The sequence below is a fragment of the Curtobacterium sp. Curtsp22 genome, from assembly GCF_059492135.1.
On record NZ_CP168519.1, the window covers coordinates 1,662,012 to 1,680,113 of the forward strand.

Genomic DNA, 18,102 nt, shown 5'->3' on the forward strand with positions numbered 1-18,102 from the left:
GCTCAGCTCGCGGACACCGCCCGGCGGTGGATGGGACCGGCGCCGTCGACGAGCGCACCGCCGCCGGCGCCCGTCCGGACCGCGATCACCTCGGCCATGATCGCGACCGCCATCTCCGCCGGCGTCGTCGCACCGATGTCGAGCCCGATCGGGGACCGCAGCCGGTCGGTGTCCGGCGTCCCGAGCGCCCGCAGCTCCGCCATCCGACGTGCGTTCGTCGTGCGGGAGCCCATCGCCCCGACGTACCCGGCACCCCGTCGGAGCGCCGAGTCGACCACGGCGGCGTCGAACCGGTCGTCGTGCGAGAGCACCACGACGGCGGTGGTCGCGTCCACCGGCAACGCCTCGACCACACGCGTCGGCCAGCCCACGATGCGTTCGTCGGCGGCCGGGAAGCGCTCGTCGGTCAGGAACACCGGCCGCGGGTCGACGACCGTCACGGCGTAGCCGAGCACCGCCGCCGTGTTCGTCAGGGCCACGGCGAACTCCACCGCGCCCACCACGATGCACCGCGGCCGCACGTCGGCCCGCTCCACGAAGAGCCGGCCGCCGCAGCCGTCGGGGACGTGCACGACCGCGCCGAGCGTCGCCGGGTCGAGCGAGAGGCCGAGCGACGTCGGCACCCCGGACGCCGCGCGCCGGAGCGCGTCCACGACGTCGACGTCGTCGGGACTGACGCGACGGACCAGGACCTCGACGCGACCGCCGCAGCGGAGCGCGGGTGCCCACATCGCGTCGACGTCGTCCGGGTCGTCGTCGAACCCGAAGCGTTCGAGCACCGCCTCGCCGGTCTCGAGGACCTGTTCCGCCGTGTCGAACAGCGCCCCCTCGACGCACCCGCCGGAGATGGTGCCGACGACCTGACCGCCGGGCAGGACGGCCATCGACGAGCCGACGCCGGTCGGCGCGCTGCCCGTCATCGCGACGGCCGTCGCGACGACCACGGGGTCCCCCGCGTCGAGGGCGGCCAGGAGGCGCGGTGCCAGTTCGAACATCACGCACCCCCGTCGTCGGTCGCGTCCTGGAGCATCGCCCAGACCCGGTCGCGCGTCATCGGCAGCCGGTGGGGGCGCACGCCGACGGCGTCGCGCACCGCGTTCGCGACGGCCGGCGCGACCGGGTTGTACGGCGCCTCGCTCATCGACTTCGCGCCGAGGGGGCCGAGCGGGTCGTGCGTGTCGGCGAAGCGCACCTCGGTGCGGGGCACGTCGGAGATCTTCGGCACCCGGTACGCCCGGAACGCGTCGGTCGTCACCCGACCGGTCTCGTCCAGCACGACCTCCTCGTACAGCGCCGAGCCGATCGCCTGCGCGGCGCCGCCCTCCACCTGACCGCGGAGCTGTTCCGGGTTCAGGACGGTGCCGGCGTCCACCGCCTGCACGCTGTGCAGCACGCGGACCTCACCCGTCGGCCGGTGCACCGCCACCCGGGCGCCGTGCACGGTGAACGCGAGCGACCGTGGCGTGCCGTCGTGGCTGCCGTGCGCGACGAGCGGGCCGTCGGCGAGCAGCTCGGCGTGCCCGACGAGCTCCTCGCCGACGCGGACGCCGTCCGGCCCGATCGAGACCGCCGGCCCGAGCGGACCCGACGCGGTCCGGGGCGTCCGGGCGGCGACGATCCCGAGGGCACGCCCGGTCATGTCCTCCCGCAGTGCCTGCGCCGCGGCGTACAGCGCCTTGCCGGCGACGACGACCCCGGCGGACCCGAACGCCCCGGTGTCGTGCCGGGCGGCGTCGGTGTCCGACTGGTGCACGTCGACCCGGTCCGTGGTGGTGCCGAGGGCGGTGGCGACGAGCTGCGTGTGCACCGTCGTCGTCCCGTTGCCGAACTCGGCCGTGCCGACGCCGATGCGGTACCGGCCCTCCGCCGTGGCCTCGACCGACACGTGCGCGTGGTGCCCACGCGGCGGCATCGTGGCGATCGCCGCGAGGGCGACCCCGGTGCCGAACGCCCAGTCGCCCGAGTCGTCCAGCGGCGGACCGTCCATCCGGGGGACCTCGGGCACCGGTGCGCGGAGGGCGTCCTCCACCAGGTCGATGCACTGGTCGAGTCCGTAGCTGCCCTCCCAGCGCAGGTCGTCCTGCTCGTCCGGGTCCGTGACCACCAGGGGGTCTCCGGGGACCACGACGTTCCGCCGCCGCAGGTCGAGCGGGTCGATGCGGAGCTCCCGGGCGAGCTCGTCCATGGCGGACTCGATCGCGAAGACGACCTGGCCGAGCCCGTACCCGCGGAACGCCCCGGACGGCAGGTTGTTCGTGTACACGGACTCCGCGTCCACACGCTTCGACGGGCACCGGTAGACGGCGACGGACTCGCTGACGGAGTGGAACATGACACCGATCCCGTGGTTGCCGTACGCGCCGGTGTCCATGGTCTGGTCGACGTGCAGTGCCGTCAGGTGCCCCTCAGCGTCGGCACCGAGCCGGACCCGCACGCGCATCGGGTGCCGGGTCGGGGCGATCGTGAACTCGTCTCGCCGACTGAACTCGTACTGCACCGCGCGACCGGTCCGCAGCACCGCGAGGGTGACCAGGTCCTCGGTCAGCAACTCCTGCTTCCCGCCGAACCCACCGCCGACGCGCTTCGCGATGACACGGACTCGGCTCGGGTCGAGGCCGAACACCTGCGCGATCTCGTCCCGCACCAGGAACGGGACCTGCGTCGCGGTCCGGAGCACGAGCCGCCCGTCCCGGTCGACGGACCCGCGGGTCGCGTGGGTCTCGAGCGCGGCGTGCGAGACTCGGCCCGTCGTCCAGGTGCCCTCGACGGTGGCCGCGGCCGTCGCCAGGGCTCCGTCGACGTCGCCCGTCTCGCCGTGCAGGGCGGCGACCACGTTGCGGCCCGGCTCGGCGATCCGGTGCTCCTCGGTCGTCTTGTCGGCGTGCAGGAGCGGAGCACCGGCGGCACGGGCCGCGTCCGGGTCGTGCACGCTCGGCAGCACCTCGTAGCGCACCCGCACGAGGGCGCAGGCCTGCTCGGCGATCCGGACGCTGTCCGCGACGACGGCGGCCACGCGCTGCCCACGGAAACGGAGCACCCGGTCGAGCACCCGGGTGTCGTCCGGGTCGTCCAGGCGGGACTCGTGCCGACCGGTGGAGAACAGCACGCCGGGGTCGTCGTAGTGGGTGAGGACGGCGTGCACACCCGGGAGGGCTTCGGCCTCCGCCGTGTCGATCGACACGATGCGGGCGTGCGGGTGCGGGCTGCCGAGGACCGCGAGGTGCAGGAGACCCTCGGTCCGCCGCACGTCGAGCGTGTACTCCTCGCGTCCGGTCACGATCGCCATCGCGGCCGGGGCGGCGACCGACGTGCCGATCGCCTGACCGGCCGCCGCGCACGCCGTGTTCGCGACCCCGTCCAGGGCGTCCTCGATCGCCCGGTACCCGGTGCACCGGCAGAGGTTGCCCTTCAACGCGCGGTGCCGGTCAGCAAGCGCGTCCTCGTCGAGCGTGGAGGCCGTGACGACGTACCCGGCGGTGCAGAAGCCGCACTGGAAGCCCGGCGCCTCGGCGAACGCGCGCTGCACGGGGTGCGGGTCCTCCGGCGTGCCGAGCCCGGCCGCCGTGGTGACGGCACGCCCCGCCATCCGGTGCGCCGGCGTGATGCAGGAGTGGACCGGCACACCGTCGACGAGCACCGAGCACGCACCGCAGTCGCCCGCGTCGCAGCCCTTCTTCACGGACGTCACCCCGTGCTCGCGGAGCAGGGTGCGGAGGACCTGACCGGGCTGCGGTTCGGCGTCCACCGTCACGCCGTCGACCTCGAACCTCATGCCGCACCGCCCGTCGTCCCGAGCGCCTCGGCGACGAGCTCCGCCGCGAACCGCCGGCTCACCGCGCGCCGCCAGTCCGGGGATCCGTGCGGGTCGTCGTACCAGGCGTCGTGTGCCTCGAGCCGTGCGTCGACCTCCGCGGCGGTCGGGACCCCGGCGTGACGGAGCACGAGTGGCCGCGGGGTCGCCCCGGTCACGACGAGGACGAAGCCCGACGCCGACCACCGCGTCGTGACGAGTGCGCCGGTCCGGCCGTGCGGGCTGAGGGACACCCGGCGGAACCCGGTGCGCGCCACGAGGGCCGCACGTGGCACGTCGAACGCCCGGATGACCTCACCCGGCGCCAGGTCGGTCGTCCGCGGCCCGGTGACCAGGTCCGCCACCGGGACCCGGCGCTCCCCGCCGTCCGGCGTCCAGACCTCCGCGATCGCGTCGAGCGTCACGAGCAGCGCGGTGATCGCCCCCGCCGGCAGGGCGACCGCGACGTTGCCGCCGACCGTCGCCTGGTTCCACACCTTGAACGACGCCAGCAACGCGTTGGCACACCGGTCGACGAGCGGCCAGGCACGCCAGTCGTCCTCGGGCGCCACGCGCAGCAGCGACGCGATCGTGCACGTCGCGGCGATCCGGAGCCCTCCGGCGCTGCGCTCGGTGTCGCGCCACCCCAGTGCAGTGAGGTCGACGAGCCCGGTCAGGCCCGGCTGCTCCTCCGAGTACAGCCAGGTGCCACCGGCGAGGGGATGCTCACCGGGACCGAAGGAGAGGTCGTCGCGGTGCGACGGTGTCCGCACGGTGCGGACGGTGACGAGGTCCATTGCAGGGTCCGATCGGGATGGTGGGACGGGTGTCGGTGGCGCCGTCGGACCGTCGTCCGTGCGCGATCATCCCGCGGTTCCACGCCGAGGACCGCCGGGGTGCGGATGTGTGCGCCACGGGGCCCTCCTCGATCGGGTGCGTCGTGGCGGCAACGCTATGGAACGGGTGTTTCCGTGTGGTTACGGGCGTTCGACGGCTGCGTCACGACCGGGCCGTGGCCGCTGACGGAGCTCGTGACCTGTTCGACCCACCGCCGAAACACGCGGGTGTCATCGTCGCCTCCATGGAGATCACCGACGTCCAGCCAGTCCCGACCACCACGACCGTCCACCTCGGTGCGAACCAGTACGGCAAGGCCGAGGTCCGGCTCGTCCGGGTGACGCGCGACACCGACCGGCACGAGATCGAGGACCTGACCGTCACGACGCAGTTGCGCGGTGCGGCGCTCGCCGACTCGTACACCGAGGGCGACAACGCCAAGGTCGTCGCGACGGACACGCAGAAGAACACGGTCTACGCCTTCGCGAAGGAGCACGGGGTGGGCACGCCGGAGGAGTTCCTCCTGCGACTCGGCCGGCACTTCAGCACCGCCTTCGACTGGTACGACGGCTCCACCCTGTCCGCCGAGCAGTACACGTGGGAGCGGATCGTCGTCGACGGCCGGGAGCACGACCACTCGTTCGTCCGGGCCGGCCGTGGGACCCGCACGGCTGTGGTGCAGGTCGACGGCGACGACGTGCACGTGCTCGCCGGGGTCACCGACCTGACGGTCCTGAAGTCGACGGGCAGCGAGTTCCACGGGTTCCCGCGCGACGGGTACACGACGCTCGCGGAGACCGACGACCGGATCCTCGCGACCTCGGTGACGGCCCGCTGGCGCTACACGCCCGAGGCGGTGGCGGCGGGCATCGACTACGACGCCGTGTACGCGGGCGTCCTCGACCGGATGCTCGCGACCTTCGCCGAGCTGCACTCCCTGGCGCTGCAGCAGACTCTGTTCGCGATGGGCCGCTCGGCGATCGAGGCGTTCCCGGAGATCGCCGAGGTGCGGTTCTCGATGCCGAACAAGCACCACTTCCTGGTCGACCTCGCACCGTTCGGCCTGGACAACCCCGGCGAGGTGTTCTTCGCCGCCGACCGGCCCTACGGCCTCATCTCCGGCACCGTCGTGCGCGACGGCGTCGCCGAGGCCCCGGCCGCGTGGACGTCGGTGCCGGCGTTCGTGTGACCGACGTGGTGGGCGTGCTGCTCGCCGCCGGTGCGGGGACGCGGATGGGGCGGCCGAAGGCGCTGGTCGCCGAGCCGGACGGCACCCCCTGGCTGCACCTCGGCGTCGACGCGCTCCTGGTGGGCGGCTGCGACCGGGTCGTCGTCGTCCTCGGCGCCGCCGCCAACCGGGCGCGGGTCCTCATGCCCGCCGTGGACGGGGTCACCGTCGTCGTCGCGGACGACTGGGCAGCGGGTCCGGGCGCGTCGCTCGCCGTCGGGCTCGCGGCCGTCACCGGTCCGGCGACGGCGTGCGTCTCCCTCGTCGACCTGCCCGGCCTCCCCGCGTCGGCCGTCCGGCGGGTGATCGGCGACGGTGACCACCCGGCGGCGCTCCGCCGCGCGGTCCACCACGGCGTACCGGGACACCCGGTGGTCGTCGGCTCGGAGCACCGCGCCGCGCTGGTCGCCGCGCTGTCCCACGATCCCGCGCACGGCGCCGGGCCGTGGCTCGCGTCGTCGAGCGCGGAACCCGTCGAGTGCGGCGACCTGTGGGACGGTCACGACCAGGACCACCCCCGCTGCTAGCGGGGGTCGCGGTCGCCCATCGCGTCTCACTGGATCGACCGCGCACGGCGGTCGAGTTCGGTCAGCATCGCGTCCGTCCGGCGGACCGCTCGAGGGGCAACGATCAGGGAGGCGACCAGCATGACGAGGAAGAGGCCGACGAAGATCCAGGAGAGCGGTTGTCCGGACACTGCGAGCCAGACGGAGAGGCCGGTCATCGGAACGTACAGCAGCGGGGCCGCCCATCGCAGCGAGCGGTACTGGTTCCGGTGCTGCTGCACCGCACGTCGCCATCCCTCGATGTCGACGTCGGGCGGGACGACCCCGCGGCGGACTGCGCGACGGAAGCCCGCGTCCTGCAGGACGGTGCCGTACCCGCGCCGCAGCCGGATGAGGAAGATCGCCATGACGATGCCGTACGCGGAACCCGTGATGGCGGAGATCACGGCTCGCTCGACAACGTTGAGCTCCGGCATCACGACGATCGTCACCAGGAACCACAGGCCGCCGAACGCGACGGCGAGCGCCAGCGCAGCCAACCACCACGGCCACCGTCTCATCAACCCCACACGACCAGCTTTCCAGACACGGGCGCACCGCGACCGGCTGACGGACGGGAGGCGCGGTGCCGGTCCGCACCGCGCCTCCCGTCCGTCATGCAGCGCGTCAGCGCGGGATCACCGAGAACAGGAACCGCTTCCGCACCATGTACCAGGCCAGCAGGATGAGCAGGGTGTGGGTCGCGAAGCCGATCCAGCCGTTGCCCCAGTCGACACCCGGGATCGACGCGATCGCCAGCGCGAAGAACACCTGCCAGACGAACACGTAGAGACTCGCCTGCCCGATCGGGATCCACAGCCATCCGATGGCCTTCGCGATCGGCTTCCAGAACACGGTGAGGATCGCGTACGACACGATCGCGAAGAAGGCGATGTCGAGCAGGCGCCCCCACTGCAGGTCGACGCGCTGGTAGGCGGTGTTGTACAGCTGGTCGTACATCGTCGCTGGGAACGGCACGGGAGTGAACCCGAAGTGGTCGCCCGCCCAGACGTAGACCAGGAACAGCGCGTACCCGCCGATGCCGACCCCGACGAGGACCTTGCCGAGGCGACCGGTCAGTGCGCCGATGATCTGCCGGCGGTAGTACCCGAGCACGAGTCCGTGGGTGAACACGACCTGCCAGGTGAGGAGCGGGAAGACGGCCTCGAACTGGGAGTTCAGCGGCCGGAACTCCGGGTTGAGCGCCTGGTAGACGTAGAGCGCCCAGCTGACGATGAGCAGGGCCCACCAGAACCCGCGGCGGATCACCCACATGAACGCCGGGATGAACAGGCTCAGCACCACGAAGAGGCCCATGATGTTGAACGGCCACGGGCCCATCTCGAGTAGCAGGAACTGCCGGATCGCGTACCAGGGCGGCGGGTACGCCAGCAGCTGCATCGCGTTCGGGTAGAGGTCGTAGACGCGCCCCTCGGCGCCGACTCCCCCGGTGCCGGTCCCCCGGTCGGTGAAGGTGGTGATCGCGTCGGTGTTCAGGAAGGGCACGAAGCTCAGCGCGAAGACGACGAGGATCACCCCGAGCGTGACGAGGTACTGCTTCCGCGCACGTTTCCACGCCCCGATGGCGGCCGCCCACTCGCCGAACTTCTTGATGGCGAACGGGTAGGTCATGCCGAGGACCATGCCGGACAGGAACACGAACATCTCCGCGCCGGTGATCGCGCCGACGGCGTGCAGCGTGATGTACGAGTACGGTCCGCCGATCTCGATGTGGGTGATCACCACGGCGAGGATGATGAACCCGCGGAACAGGTCGAGCCGCAGGTCGCGCCCGGGCTTGCCGTCGTCGGGGTAGCGCCAGCTCGGCAGCAGCCGACCGAACAGGCCGCTCAGCAGGAACACGACCGCGAGGCCGACGGCACACCAGACGATCCAGGCCATCTGGTCGCCGCCGGTGTCGTACTGCTGGTCGGTCGCCGCGGCGCCGTCCCGTGGCGTGACCTCGTCCGTCACCGGTCCGAACACGAAGTCGCCCGCGCGCTCGAGGTCGGTGCGGAACGAGCCGGCGATGCCGGGCACGGCGGTGTCGCGCCAGTCGGCCACGCGGTTGCCGGCCTCGGGTTCGCGGCGGTTCGTCTCGAGGAACGTCACGCCACGGATCAACGGGCGGTCCTGCACGGCGGCGATCACCTGTCGCCACCAGCCCTGCTTCACCGGGAGTTCGTCGGCGCCCCGGAGCGAGTGGTCGTACAGCGCCCCGGTGTCGAGCAGCATCGGCCGGTCGTCGGCCACGGCGAAGCGCTCGTAGAAGCTCCCCTGCTGTCGCTGCTCGTAGCCCCAGGTCTCGTCGAAGCGAGCGGTGACCTCGCCGGCCTCGGGGACGTCGTTCCGGGTGAGCGGGACGTCCCGGCCGGCTGCCTCGGTCGCCTTGCCCTTGCCGAAGTACAGCATCGACAGCCCGACCCAGTCGACCGAGGAGTCCCCGGGCCAGTACGGCTCGTAGGGGTCGTCGGCCGCGGTGAGCTGTCCGTCGCCGTTCGTGTCGAGCTTCGAGACGTCGGTCGCGGAGAGGTCCTGCAGCCGGCCGGCGGACTCGCCGAAGGGGTAGCCCGCACCGTAGGACGGGGACCACACCATGAGCGCGTCCGAGCTGCCGCCGTGGACCGCGGTCGCGAGCGCCCGGAAGGCCGTGACGAACTGCGTCGGCTGCTGCCCCCACCGCACCCACGTGCCGTTCATCTGCGGGGCGAACCGGACGAGCACCTGGGTGTCGTACTGGCGGTGGACCTCTTCCAGCAGGGCGTTCGCCGCGCGGGCGTCGGCCGCGGTGAGGGACCGGAGCGACTGGTCGGGCTCGAGGCTCACCACGAGGACGGCGCCCTGCGTCGCCGCAGCACGGGTGGCCCGGAGGAACTCCTTGCGGGCGCTGCGGTCGAGCGGGTACTGGATCTCCACGCCGTACATCGACGGTGTCGCGCCGAGTCGTCCCGCGTACCCGGCCGGAGCGTCGTCGCCCCAGTCGATGTCCGGTCCGAACCACGTCTTCCCGTCGGACGGCGCGATCGACGCACCGCTCGTCGCGGCCGCCTGCACCGCTGACGCCGGCAGCGCGCCGCCCAGGGCGAACGTCGCGAGCACCACCAGGAACGCGACGAGCCGCGCAGCGGTCCGGCTCACCGTGCGCACACCAGGGTCCAGACGTTGTGACCGCCCTCGTGTCGGTGCTCGAGCCGGTCGAGCGCGGCGATCGCGAGCGCGAGGCCTCGACCGCTCTCCTCGTCGGCGTCGACCATCGTCACGGCAGCGAGGTCGATGTCGACCGGCAGCCCGTTGTCGGTGAGCACGGCGACGAGCTCGTGGTCGGTCGCGTCGAGTTCCACGGTGTAGCGCCGGCCGGCTTCCTGGTCGGCGCGTCGGGTGTGCTCGACGATGTTCGCGGCGATCTCGGCGAGGGCGGTCTCGAGACCGAAGCGGAGCCGGACGTCGTCGATGCCGAGGGTGTCCCACCACGCGGCGAAGCGGTCCTGCACCTCGTCGAGGGACGCCGGCACCGCCGGGACGTCGAACTCGACCCGCGCCGGGCTCACAGGGGTCCCCCGGCCGTGCTCGACTCGTGCTCGGACTGCGCCGTGCCCGGTCCTCGGTAGAGCACGGCCCGGATGACGATGCTGAAGATGAACAGGTCGAACACGACCCACGCGGTGTTCACGAGCGGCGCGATTCCGGACGCCTGGCCGGTCAGGTAGCGGATGCCGATCAGGATCAGCGCCGCCACCAGGGCCCCCATCGCGATGAGCTGGGGCTTCACGAGGTCCCACCGCGGCTTCTGCTCGGACTCGTCACGGACCTTCGGGGTGACCCGGAAGCCCAGCGGCTTGCCCCGGAACACGTTCTCGAACGCACTCGTGACGGACTCGATCCAGACCGGGAACAACGCCAGCGAGTACTGCTGCCCGCGCCACGTCGGTCTGCCGGCCGCCACCACCCAGAAGAGCAGCTGGTTGAGGACGAGGAACGGGATGAGCCGGGCGAAGAAGTCGACGCTGTACGCCTGGACCGGCACCACACCGAAGGACAGGCAGAGCACCGGGGCCGCGATGTAGACGATCGCGGCGAAGCCGGACAGGTAGCTCCACATCGTCGAGAAGTACATGAGCCGCTGCCCCCACGACAAGCCCTTCTGCACGAGCGGGTTCTCGCGGAAGAAGACCTGCATGGTGCCCTGCGCCCAGCGGAGCCGCTGCACGAGCATGGTCGGCAGGTCCTCGGGTGCGAGGCCCTTCGCCAGGATCTCGTCGTGGTAGGCCGACTTCCAGCCGAGGCCGTGCAGGCGCATGGCGGTCGCCATGTCCTCGGTCACCGAGATCGTCGCCAGGGGCATGATCGGCTGGGCTTCGTCGTCACGGTTGACGTCGAGCGCCCGGGTGAGCACGGCGATGGACTCGATCGCGGCGACGGGTGAGGCATCGCGGCGGCCGAGGACGTCGAGCGCCGCGTCGTCGAGCCCCGCGAAGGTGTTCGCGTCGGTCGACATCGCCGCGAGCTCCTGCAGGTCGTTGCGGACCGATTCGAGGTCGGACGCGGCGAACCGGTAGGAGATCGTGTCGATGCCCCGTTGGAAGTCGTAGGTGACGTCGCCGAGCGGCTCGCCCCGCTGGACCTGGTCGCGGGCGCGGTCGACCACGGCCTCGGCCTCGTCGAGCGCCCCGAGCACCCGCGGGTCGGTCTCCGTCTCGCGTGCACGGGCGAGGAGCTTCCGGGAGGTCTTGATCGTCCGCGCGACCGACGCCTCGACCTCGCGCACGTACCGGGTGACCCCGAGCTGCATGAGCGCCTCGCGCCGGAGGATCGCGTTCGACCCGCAGAAGAACGCGGCGTTCCACCCGTCCTTCGACTGCTGGATCGGCCCGTAGAACAGGGGCGCCTGGCTGCCGAGCAGGTCGGCTTCGGGCACGTTCTCGAACCACTGCGGCGTCTGTACGAGCGCCATCCGCGAGTCCTTGAAGTACCCGAGCGTGCGGTCGAGGATCGACGGTTCCGGGACCTGGTCGGCGTCGAGGATGAGGAGGAACTCCCCCTGGGTCGCGAGCAGGGCGTTGTTGAGGTTCCCCGCCTTGGCGTGCCGCGGCCGGTCGATCCAGTCGGCGCCCCGGGTGATCACGCCGATCCCGAGCGACTCGGCGGCGGCGCGCATCTCCGGACGGTTGCCGTCGTCGAGGATCCACGTGGTGTGCGGGTGAGTGATCGCCTTCGCCGCCGTCGCGGTGCGGACGACGAGGTCGACGGGCTCGTTGTACGTCGTGATGAAGACGTCGACGGTCACGGGGTCCTGCGGCGGGGCCGGCGGTTCCCCGCGTTCACGGAGCCGCCAGGCCCCGAACGCGAAGAGCAGCGAGTCGATCACGCTGTACGTCTCGGCGAGGATCAGCGGGACGGCGATCCACCACGAGTGCCAGTTCACCGAGGCGGCCCAGCGCCAGACGATGTAGTTCACGCCGGCGATCGAGGCGAGCAGGGCGACGGTCCGGACGGCGACGAGGCGCTTCCGGGGTGTCCCGGTCGTGAGACGGCGGCGGTCCTGCCGGCTGACGTCGAGCGCGGTCACCGGGTGCCCCCGACGACGGCGTCGCCGAACGTGCTGCGTCGCAAGCGAGCCTCCCTGATCCGTCGGCCCCCGGCCGCGGCGCGCGCCCGAGGGTGGTGGTCCGTCCGGGGAGACTCCAGGTGTGCCGTCCCGAGCGTGGGCTCAGTCGTCGGGTACGACCGGGGCCCACGACCTGTCTACCGCAGGAACGGGCCCTCTGTCAGACCGGCACCCCGCTCTGGGGACAACAGGACGCGGCCGACGGACGACGCGACCCGCGACCGACGGACGACGCAGCCCGCAGCGCGACCCCGTCAGTCGAACTCGGCGACGAACCCGAGTCCCTCGGCCAGCCGTGCGACGACCTCGTCGAAGTACGCCGCACCGTCCGACACCGAACCGACGAAGTGCCCGAACAACTCGAACGACACCGTGCCGAACACCGTCGTCCAGGCCATCAGCGTGCGGACGAGGACCTCCTCCGGCAGCTCGGTGCCGAACGCCCGCAGGGACGCCACCCCGTCCGCGACCGCCGCAGCCACGAGCCCCGGACCCGATCCGGCCGGGAGCGGTGCGCGGTACCCCGGGTCCGCCACCGCGTCCGCGACCACCCGCACGATCGTGAGCGTCGTCCGCGACGCCGGGTCCACGGTCGACCGCGGCGCGACGTACCCGGGCACCGGCGAGCCGAACAGGAGCGCGAAGTCCCCCGGGTGCGCGATCGACCACGTCCGGATCGCCCGGCACACCGCGACCCACCGAGCCCCGGGTGCCGGTCCCGCTGCCGCCTCGGCTGCCTCGACCGCGCCGCCGAGCTCGTCGTAGTCGGCGATGAGGAGCGCCGTGAGCAGGTCGTCGCGGCTCGGGAAGTACCGGTAGACGGCAGACGACACCATCCCGACGTCACGGGCGACGGCGCGGAGGCTCAGTTGCGACGGCCCCTCCTCGGTGAGCCGGACACGGGCAGCGGCGAGGATGCCGGCCCGCACGGTCTCGCGTGCGAGGGATCGTGCGGTGGGCGCCTTGTCCGTCATGCCTCCACCATGACACGAGAGAGCACTGCACACAATCGAGAGCACTGCTCTTGCAATTCGGCGACGGCTCGTGCATGCTGAGAACCGAGAGCGGTGCTCTCGCAAACAGACGAAAGCAGGAAGCCATGTCGCAGCACCACGTCGTCATCGGTGCCGGTCCGGTGGGCCGTCACGTCGCCGCACTCCTCGCGGAACGGGGCGAGCGGGTCACCGTCGCCACCCGATCCGGCCGGGACACGGGTGTCTCCGGCGTCGAGCACCTCGCCCTGGACGCCTCGGACGCCGACGCGCTCACCCGGGCGACCGAGGGGGCCGCTGCCCTCTACAACTGCGCCAACCCCGGCAACTACACGCAGTGGGAGCAGACCTGGCCGCCGCTCGCGACCGCGCTGCTCACCGCCGCCGAGCGGACCGGCGCGGTGTACGCCATCACCGGGAACCTCTACCCCTACGGACCCGTCGACGGACCGATGCGCGAGACCCTGCCGGACGCCGCGACGGACCACAAGGGCATCCTGCGGGCACGGCTCTGGGCCGACGCACGCACGGCGCACGAAGCGGGCCGGGTGCGTGCCGTCGAGGTCCGCGCCTCGGACTACGTCGGCGCCGGCATCGGCGAGAACGGCCACATCACGCGCGTCCTGCCGGCAGCGCTGCAGGGGAAGGCGGTGTCGATGATCGGCCGGACCGACCTGCCGCACACCTTCACGGACGTGCTCGACGTCGCCCGGATGCTCGTCGCGGCCGCGGCGGACGAGACCGCCCACGGACGCACCTGGATGGTGCCGAGCAACGCCCCGCGGTCGCAGGTGCAGGCCCTCACCGAGGTGCTGGCCGCGGCGGGGAAGCCCCCTGTGACCGTCCGGCGTCTCCCCGCCGGCATGCTCCGCGCGATGGGCCTGTTCTCACCGATGATGCGCGAGATCGCCGAGATGAGCTACCAGTGGACGGCCCCGTACGTGGTCGACGACTCGGCGGCCCGAGCCCACTTCGGCATCGAGCCGACCCCGTGGGACGAGGTGTGCCGACGGACCGTCGAGGGCGTCGCCTGACCGGCTGCGCACTGCATGACGGGAGGCGCGGTGCGAGCCCGCACCGCGCCTCCCGTCAGTCACCTGGTCGGGTCCGACCTCAGATCACCAGCAACCGCGAGAACTGTCCGGCGGACAGCCGCTGCGCCACGCCGCCTGCGGCGTCCAGCCGCCAGAGGCCGGTCGTCGGGCCGGCGCTCACGTCGAAGAACAGGTCGCCCGCCTCGTCCGCCGCACCGATCCACACGCCACGGCCCTCGGCGGTCACGCCGCTCGTGGTCTGCTCGGTGGTCGTCCCGTCGGCCGTCCGCGAGGACAGCGAGGTGATCGTCTTGTCGGCGGTGCAGCCGCCGGGGCTGCCCTCGCTCGGCGCGGCGCACCACCCGGCGGACTTGGCGGACACCAGCGCGCGGCCGTTCGTCGCCGCGTAGGTGAAGCCGATCCGGGACTCGGCCGACACGAGCTCGCTCGAGCCCTTCGCCAGCAGCACCCAGCCGCTCGCACCGGACGCGCCGGTCGAGAGGTAGTTGACGTAGAGGTTCCCGCCGCCGTCCGCGATGACCGCCGCGAAGATCCGGTAGCCGGTCTCGGGGATCGACCGGGTGGTCCGGACGCCCGTCGGGGACACGGAGACGACCTTCGTCGCGGCGCCCTGGGTCCCGAAGGTCACGGCCGAGACCGTGCCGTCGCGTCCGACCGCCCAGCCGGAGCCGGCCGAGGGGATGATCGCCGTCGGTGCTGCCCCGGACACCGGGAGCTTCGTGATCGCACCGGAGACCGAGTCGACCCAGTACAGGTTGCCGGCGACGTCCGAGCGGAGGTCCGCCGTGAGGTGCAGGCCGGTCGCCACGGTCCGGGCAGCGGCGCCGCCGGCCGGGTACATCACGATCGAGGTGCGGTCCGCCGACGGCACGAACACGTCGCCCACGTCGTCCGCCGTGAAGCCGGCGGCGTTCGGCGCGATCGTGGTCGGGGCGGACGTGCCGGAGGTCGGGAACCGCACGACCGAGCCCGCGCCGTCGAGGGCGAACAGGGACTGCACGGTCTGGACCGACCCGGGCGCGGTGTACCGCACCGAGACGGCCTTGCCCGTGCCCCGGGTCCCGACCGCACGGACCGAGAACGTGTACGCGGTGCTCGCGGTCAGGTTGCCGAACCGGTCGGACCGCGCGCTGGCCGGGAGCCGGTCGACGCCGGCGTCCGGCTGCTGCTGCGCGGGCGAGACGGTGACGCGCCAGCTGGTGACCTTCGCGCCGGACTTCGGGAGCCCCCAGGTCACGGTCGCGCTGTCCGCGGCTCCGGTGACGCGGACGGAGGTCGGTGCGCCGGGCACCGACGAGGGTGCGGCCGTCGCCGGCGCGGCTCCCCCGATGACGAGCGCCACCGCGGCTGCGGCGGTCAGTACGGCTCTGAACACGTGCGTTCCCCTGTTCGTCCCGTGGTCCATGCGCCACGACTACGGACATCAGAGCACCGGTCGGACCTCGCGGACCCGTCGGCGCCGGGATCGTGCGGGCCGTGCAGGCCCTCATGCGTCATCCCGCAACCCGGGAACGACGGGAGGCGCGGTGCCAGCTGGCACCGCGCCTCCCGTGAAAAGAACGCGCGTCAGTGACGCGGCTTGCGCTCCGCACGGTCGTCGCGGTCGTACCGACGCGGCCCGCGGTCGTCGCGGTCCCGACCACCGGCACGCGGCCCACGGTCGTCGCGGTCGTACCGGCGCGCCCCGCCGCCGCCACCACGGCGGTCCGGCTTGATCTCGATGAGCTTCCCGCTGATCCGGGTGTCCGTCAGCCGGTCGAGCACCCCGGCGTCCATGTCGGCGGGCAGCTCGACGATCGAGAAGTCCGGGCGGATCTGGATCGCCCCGAAGTCGTCACGGCGCAGACCACCCTCGTTCGCGAGGGCCCCGACGATCTGTCGCGGCTCGACGCGGTGCCGACGCCCGACCTCGATGCGGTATGCCGTCATCGGCTGCGAGCGGCGCGGGCCACGGTCGGCGCGGTCGCCACGGGCGCCGCGGTCGTCGTCACGGTCGCGGCGGTCGCTGCTCCGGCCGTCGCGGTCGACGCGGTTCCGCAGCTCGTCGGCCTTCGGGTCGAGCAGCAGCGGGTCCTCACCCTGCGCGACGACGGCCAGCGCGGCGGCGACGTCGTCGGCCGGGACGTCGTGGTGCTCGACGTAGTGGGCGATGATGTCGCGGAACGCGGTGATGCGGTCCTGCTGCTCGAGCGCCGCGGTGATCGCGTCGTCGAAGCGGGTGAGGCGCGTCTCGTTGACGTCCTCGATCGTCGGCAGCTGCATCTGCGTGAGCGGCTGCTTGGTGTGCCGCTCGATCGCGGACAGCAGGCGTCGCTCGCGCGGGGTGACGAAGCTGATCGAGTCACCCGAGCGGCCGGCGCGACCCGTGCGGCCGATGCGGTGCACGTAGGACTCGATGTCGACGGGGATGTCGTAGTTCACGACGTGCGTGATGCGGTCGACGTCGAGGCCGCGGGCGGCGACGTCGGTGGCGACGAGGATGTCGAGCTTGCCGGACTTCAGCTGGTTCACCGTGCGCTCGCGCTGGGCCTGGGCGACGTCACCGCTGATGGCCGCTGCGGCGTACCCGCGGGCGCGGAGCTTCTCGGCGAGGGTCTCGGTCTCGCTCTTCGTGCGGACGAAGATGATCATGCCCTCGAAGTCCTCGACCTCGAGGATGCGGGTGAGCGCGTCGACCTTCTGCGGGTACGACACCATCAGGTACCGCTGCGTGATGTTCGCCGCGGTCTTCGTCTTCGTCTTGACCGTGATCTCGGCCGGGTCGGTGAGGTACTGCTGCGAGATGCGGCGGATCTGGGCCGGCATCGTCGCGGAGAACAGCGCGACCTGCTTGTCGTCCGGGGTCTCGGCGAGGATCGTCTCGACGTCCTCGGCGAAGCCCATCTTGAGCATCTCGTCGGCCTCGTCGAGCACGAGGTACTTCAGCTCGGACAGGTCGAGCGTGCCCTTGGCGATGTGGTCCATGATGCGACCGGGCGTGCCGACGACGACGTCCACGCCGCGGCGCAGGGCGGACAGCTGCACGCCGTACGCCTGGCCGCCGTAGACGGGCAGGACGTGCACGTGCTTCATGTGGGAGGCGAACTGCTCGAACGCCTCGCACACCTGCAGAGCGAGCTCGCGGGTCGGCGACAGCACGAGCGCCTGCGGCACCTTGCTGCCCGCCTCCATGCGGGACAGGATCGGCAGCGCGAACGCCGCGGTCTTGCCGGTTCCGGTCTGCGCGAGGCCGACGACGTCGCGCCCCTCGAGCAGGGTCGGGATCGTGGCCTCCTGGATGGCGGAGGGGGTCTCGTAGCCGATGTCCTTGACGGCCTTGAGCACAGCATCGCTCAGGCCGAGGTCGGCGAAGGTCACCACTGGCCCGTCGTCGAGGGTCTCAGTGGTGGTGGCGGTGTCCGTGCTCATGCGGAAACGGTATCTCGAATACGGCGCGAGCAGTGACGAACGGGAGGATCGGGGCGGGCCCGCACCGCGCCTCCCGGCCGCCTCCCGGTCACGTCTCGGCGCGTGCCGCGTGGTCAGGACGCGTCGCGCCGGTCCGTGGCGCCGATCCCGAGGACCGCGTCGGCGCGGTCGTTGAGCCGGGCGAGGAGCCCGGCGAGGGTGTGCAGCTCCCCCGTGGCGAACGCCCCCGTGAGGTCGTCGAACACCTCGGCGCCGGCGACGTCGAGCGTGTCGAGCAGCGTCCGGCCGGCCGGGGCGATCGAGACGAGGCTGGCGCGCCCGTCGGCCGGGTCCGGCTCGGTGCCGAGGTACCCCGACTCGACGAGCGACGCCACGCGGCGGCTGATCACCGGGCGCGACAACCCCGTGGCGTCCGCGATCGCCATCGACCGGACCGCTCCGAAGTGGTCGACCGCCCGCAGGATCACACGCGCCGTGGGGTCCAGTCCCCCGCGCGACTCGATGAGCGACGACCGCAGGGTCTGCCGGACCCACAGCCGGTCGAGCTGCGCGCGCAGCAGTCGCTCGGCGTCGTCCCGGTCCTCGGTCATGCCGGACAGCGTAGCGCCCACATTTAGTTGCTTGTCGGAAGCAATGGATGTA

General features: G+C 72.4%; 14 protein-coding genes. 3 read left to right on the forward strand and 11 right to left on the reverse strand.

Features of this window, described 5'->3' with window-relative positions:
• Positions 1-2 precede the first annotated feature (2 nt).
• From ACEN8D_RS07850 to ACEN8D_RS07860, 3 genes are read right to left on the reverse strand one after another with little or no spacing between them, the layout of a single operon-like run.
• Positions 3-995: an XdhC family protein gene (locus ACEN8D_RS07850; protein WP_309780409.1), complete on the reverse strand. Its 993-nt coding sequence runs from the start codon at positions 993-995 to the stop codon at positions 3-5.
• Entirely contained in the window at positions 995-3,772 is a 2,778-nt protein-coding gene (locus ACEN8D_RS07855) for a molybdopterin-dependent oxidoreductase (protein ID WP_413461742.1), read from the reverse strand. Before ACEN8D_RS07855 ends, ACEN8D_RS07850 begins: the two co-directional genes overlap by 1 nt.
• Positions 3,769-4,587 carry an FAD binding domain-containing protein gene (locus ACEN8D_RS07860; protein ID WP_413399763.1) on the reverse strand — a complete coding sequence of 273 codons (819 nt, stop codon included), beginning with the start codon at positions 4,585-4,587 and terminating at the stop codon, positions 3,769-3,771. Before ACEN8D_RS07860 ends, ACEN8D_RS07855 begins: the two co-directional genes overlap by 4 nt.
• Positions 4,588-4,871: 284 nt before the next feature.
• On the opposite strand from ACEN8D_RS07860, the gene pucL reads away from it, so the two are divergent.
• Together pucL and ACEN8D_RS07870 are read left to right on the forward strand one after the other, a co-directional pair.
• Positions 4,872-5,816 (forward strand): factor-independent urate hydroxylase, encoded by a 945-nt coding sequence (pucL, locus tag ACEN8D_RS07865; RefSeq protein ID WP_309887758.1) that lies wholly within the window; start codon positions 4,872-4,874, stop codon positions 5,814-5,816.
• Entirely contained in the window at positions 5,813-6,382 is a 570-nt protein-coding gene (locus tag ACEN8D_RS07870) for a nucleotidyltransferase family protein (protein WP_413461741.1), read from the forward strand. Before pucL ends, ACEN8D_RS07870 begins: the two co-directional genes overlap by 4 nt.
• A gap of 26 nt (positions 6,383-6,408) precedes the next feature.
• Here ACEN8D_RS07870 and ACEN8D_RS07875 read toward each other — a convergent pair whose 3' ends face one another.
• The 5 genes from ACEN8D_RS07875 to ACEN8D_RS07895 all read right to left on the reverse strand — a co-directional run bounded on the left by ACEN8D_RS07875 (position 6,409) and on the right by ACEN8D_RS07895 (position 12,979).
• Complete coding sequence (locus ACEN8D_RS07875) at positions 6,409-6,921, reverse strand: hypothetical protein (protein ID WP_413461740.1); 513 nt, start codon at positions 6,919-6,921, stop codon at positions 6,409-6,411.
• Positions 6,922-7,027: 106 nt separating this feature from the next.
• Positions 7,028-9,538: an OpgC domain-containing protein gene (gene opgC, locus ACEN8D_RS07880; protein WP_309887749.1), complete on the reverse strand. Its 2,511-nt coding sequence runs from the start codon at positions 9,536-9,538 to the stop codon at positions 7,028-7,030.
• Positions 9,535-9,948 (reverse strand): ATP-binding protein, encoded by a 414-nt coding sequence (locus tag ACEN8D_RS07885; RefSeq protein ID WP_309887746.1) that lies wholly within the window; start codon positions 9,946-9,948, stop codon positions 9,535-9,537. Before ACEN8D_RS07885 ends, opgC begins: the two co-directional genes overlap by 4 nt.
• Positions 9,945-11,966 carry a glycosyltransferase gene (locus tag ACEN8D_RS07890; RefSeq protein ID WP_413399085.1) on the reverse strand — a complete coding sequence of 674 codons (2,022 nt, stop codon included), beginning with the start codon at positions 11,964-11,966 and terminating at the stop codon, positions 9,945-9,947. The genes ACEN8D_RS07885 and ACEN8D_RS07890 overlap by 4 nt, the downstream gene beginning before the upstream one ends.
• Positions 11,967-12,259: 293 nt before the next feature.
• On the reverse strand, positions 12,260-12,979 hold the full coding sequence (locus ACEN8D_RS07895) for a TetR/AcrR family transcriptional regulator (protein ID WP_071295306.1): 720 nt from the start codon (positions 12,977-12,979) through the stop codon (positions 12,260-12,262).
• Positions 12,980-13,104: 125 nt separating this feature from the next.
• Here ACEN8D_RS07895 and ACEN8D_RS07900 point away from each other — a divergent pair, with 125 nt between their 5' ends.
• Positions 13,105-14,031, forward strand: a complete 927-nt coding sequence (locus ACEN8D_RS07900) for an NAD-dependent epimerase/dehydratase family protein (protein WP_309778755.1) — start codon at positions 13,105-13,107, stop codon at positions 14,029-14,031.
• A gap of 79 nt (positions 14,032-14,110) precedes the next feature.
• Here the strand turns inward: ACEN8D_RS07900 and ACEN8D_RS07905 are convergent, their stop codons facing one another.
• The 3 genes from ACEN8D_RS07905 to ACEN8D_RS07915 all read right to left on the reverse strand — a co-directional run bounded on the left by ACEN8D_RS07905 (position 14,111) and on the right by ACEN8D_RS07915 (position 18,050).
• Positions 14,111-15,427: a fibronectin type III domain-containing protein gene (locus ACEN8D_RS07905; RefSeq protein WP_309778754.1), complete on the reverse strand. Its 1,317-nt coding sequence runs from the start codon at positions 15,425-15,427 to the stop codon at positions 14,111-14,113.
• Positions 15,428-15,618: 191 nt separating this feature from the next.
• Positions 15,619-17,460, reverse strand: a complete 1,842-nt coding sequence (locus tag ACEN8D_RS07910; RefSeq protein WP_071303103.1) for a DEAD/DEAH box helicase — start codon at positions 17,458-17,460, stop codon at positions 15,619-15,621.
• A 113-nt stretch (positions 17,461-17,573) separates the two neighbouring features.
• A complete protein-coding gene (locus ACEN8D_RS07915) occupies positions 17,574-18,050 on the reverse strand; it encodes a MarR family winged helix-turn-helix transcriptional regulator (RefSeq protein WP_309778753.1) in 477 nt (158 codons plus the stop codon).
• Positions 18,051-18,102: the final 52 nt, after the last annotated feature.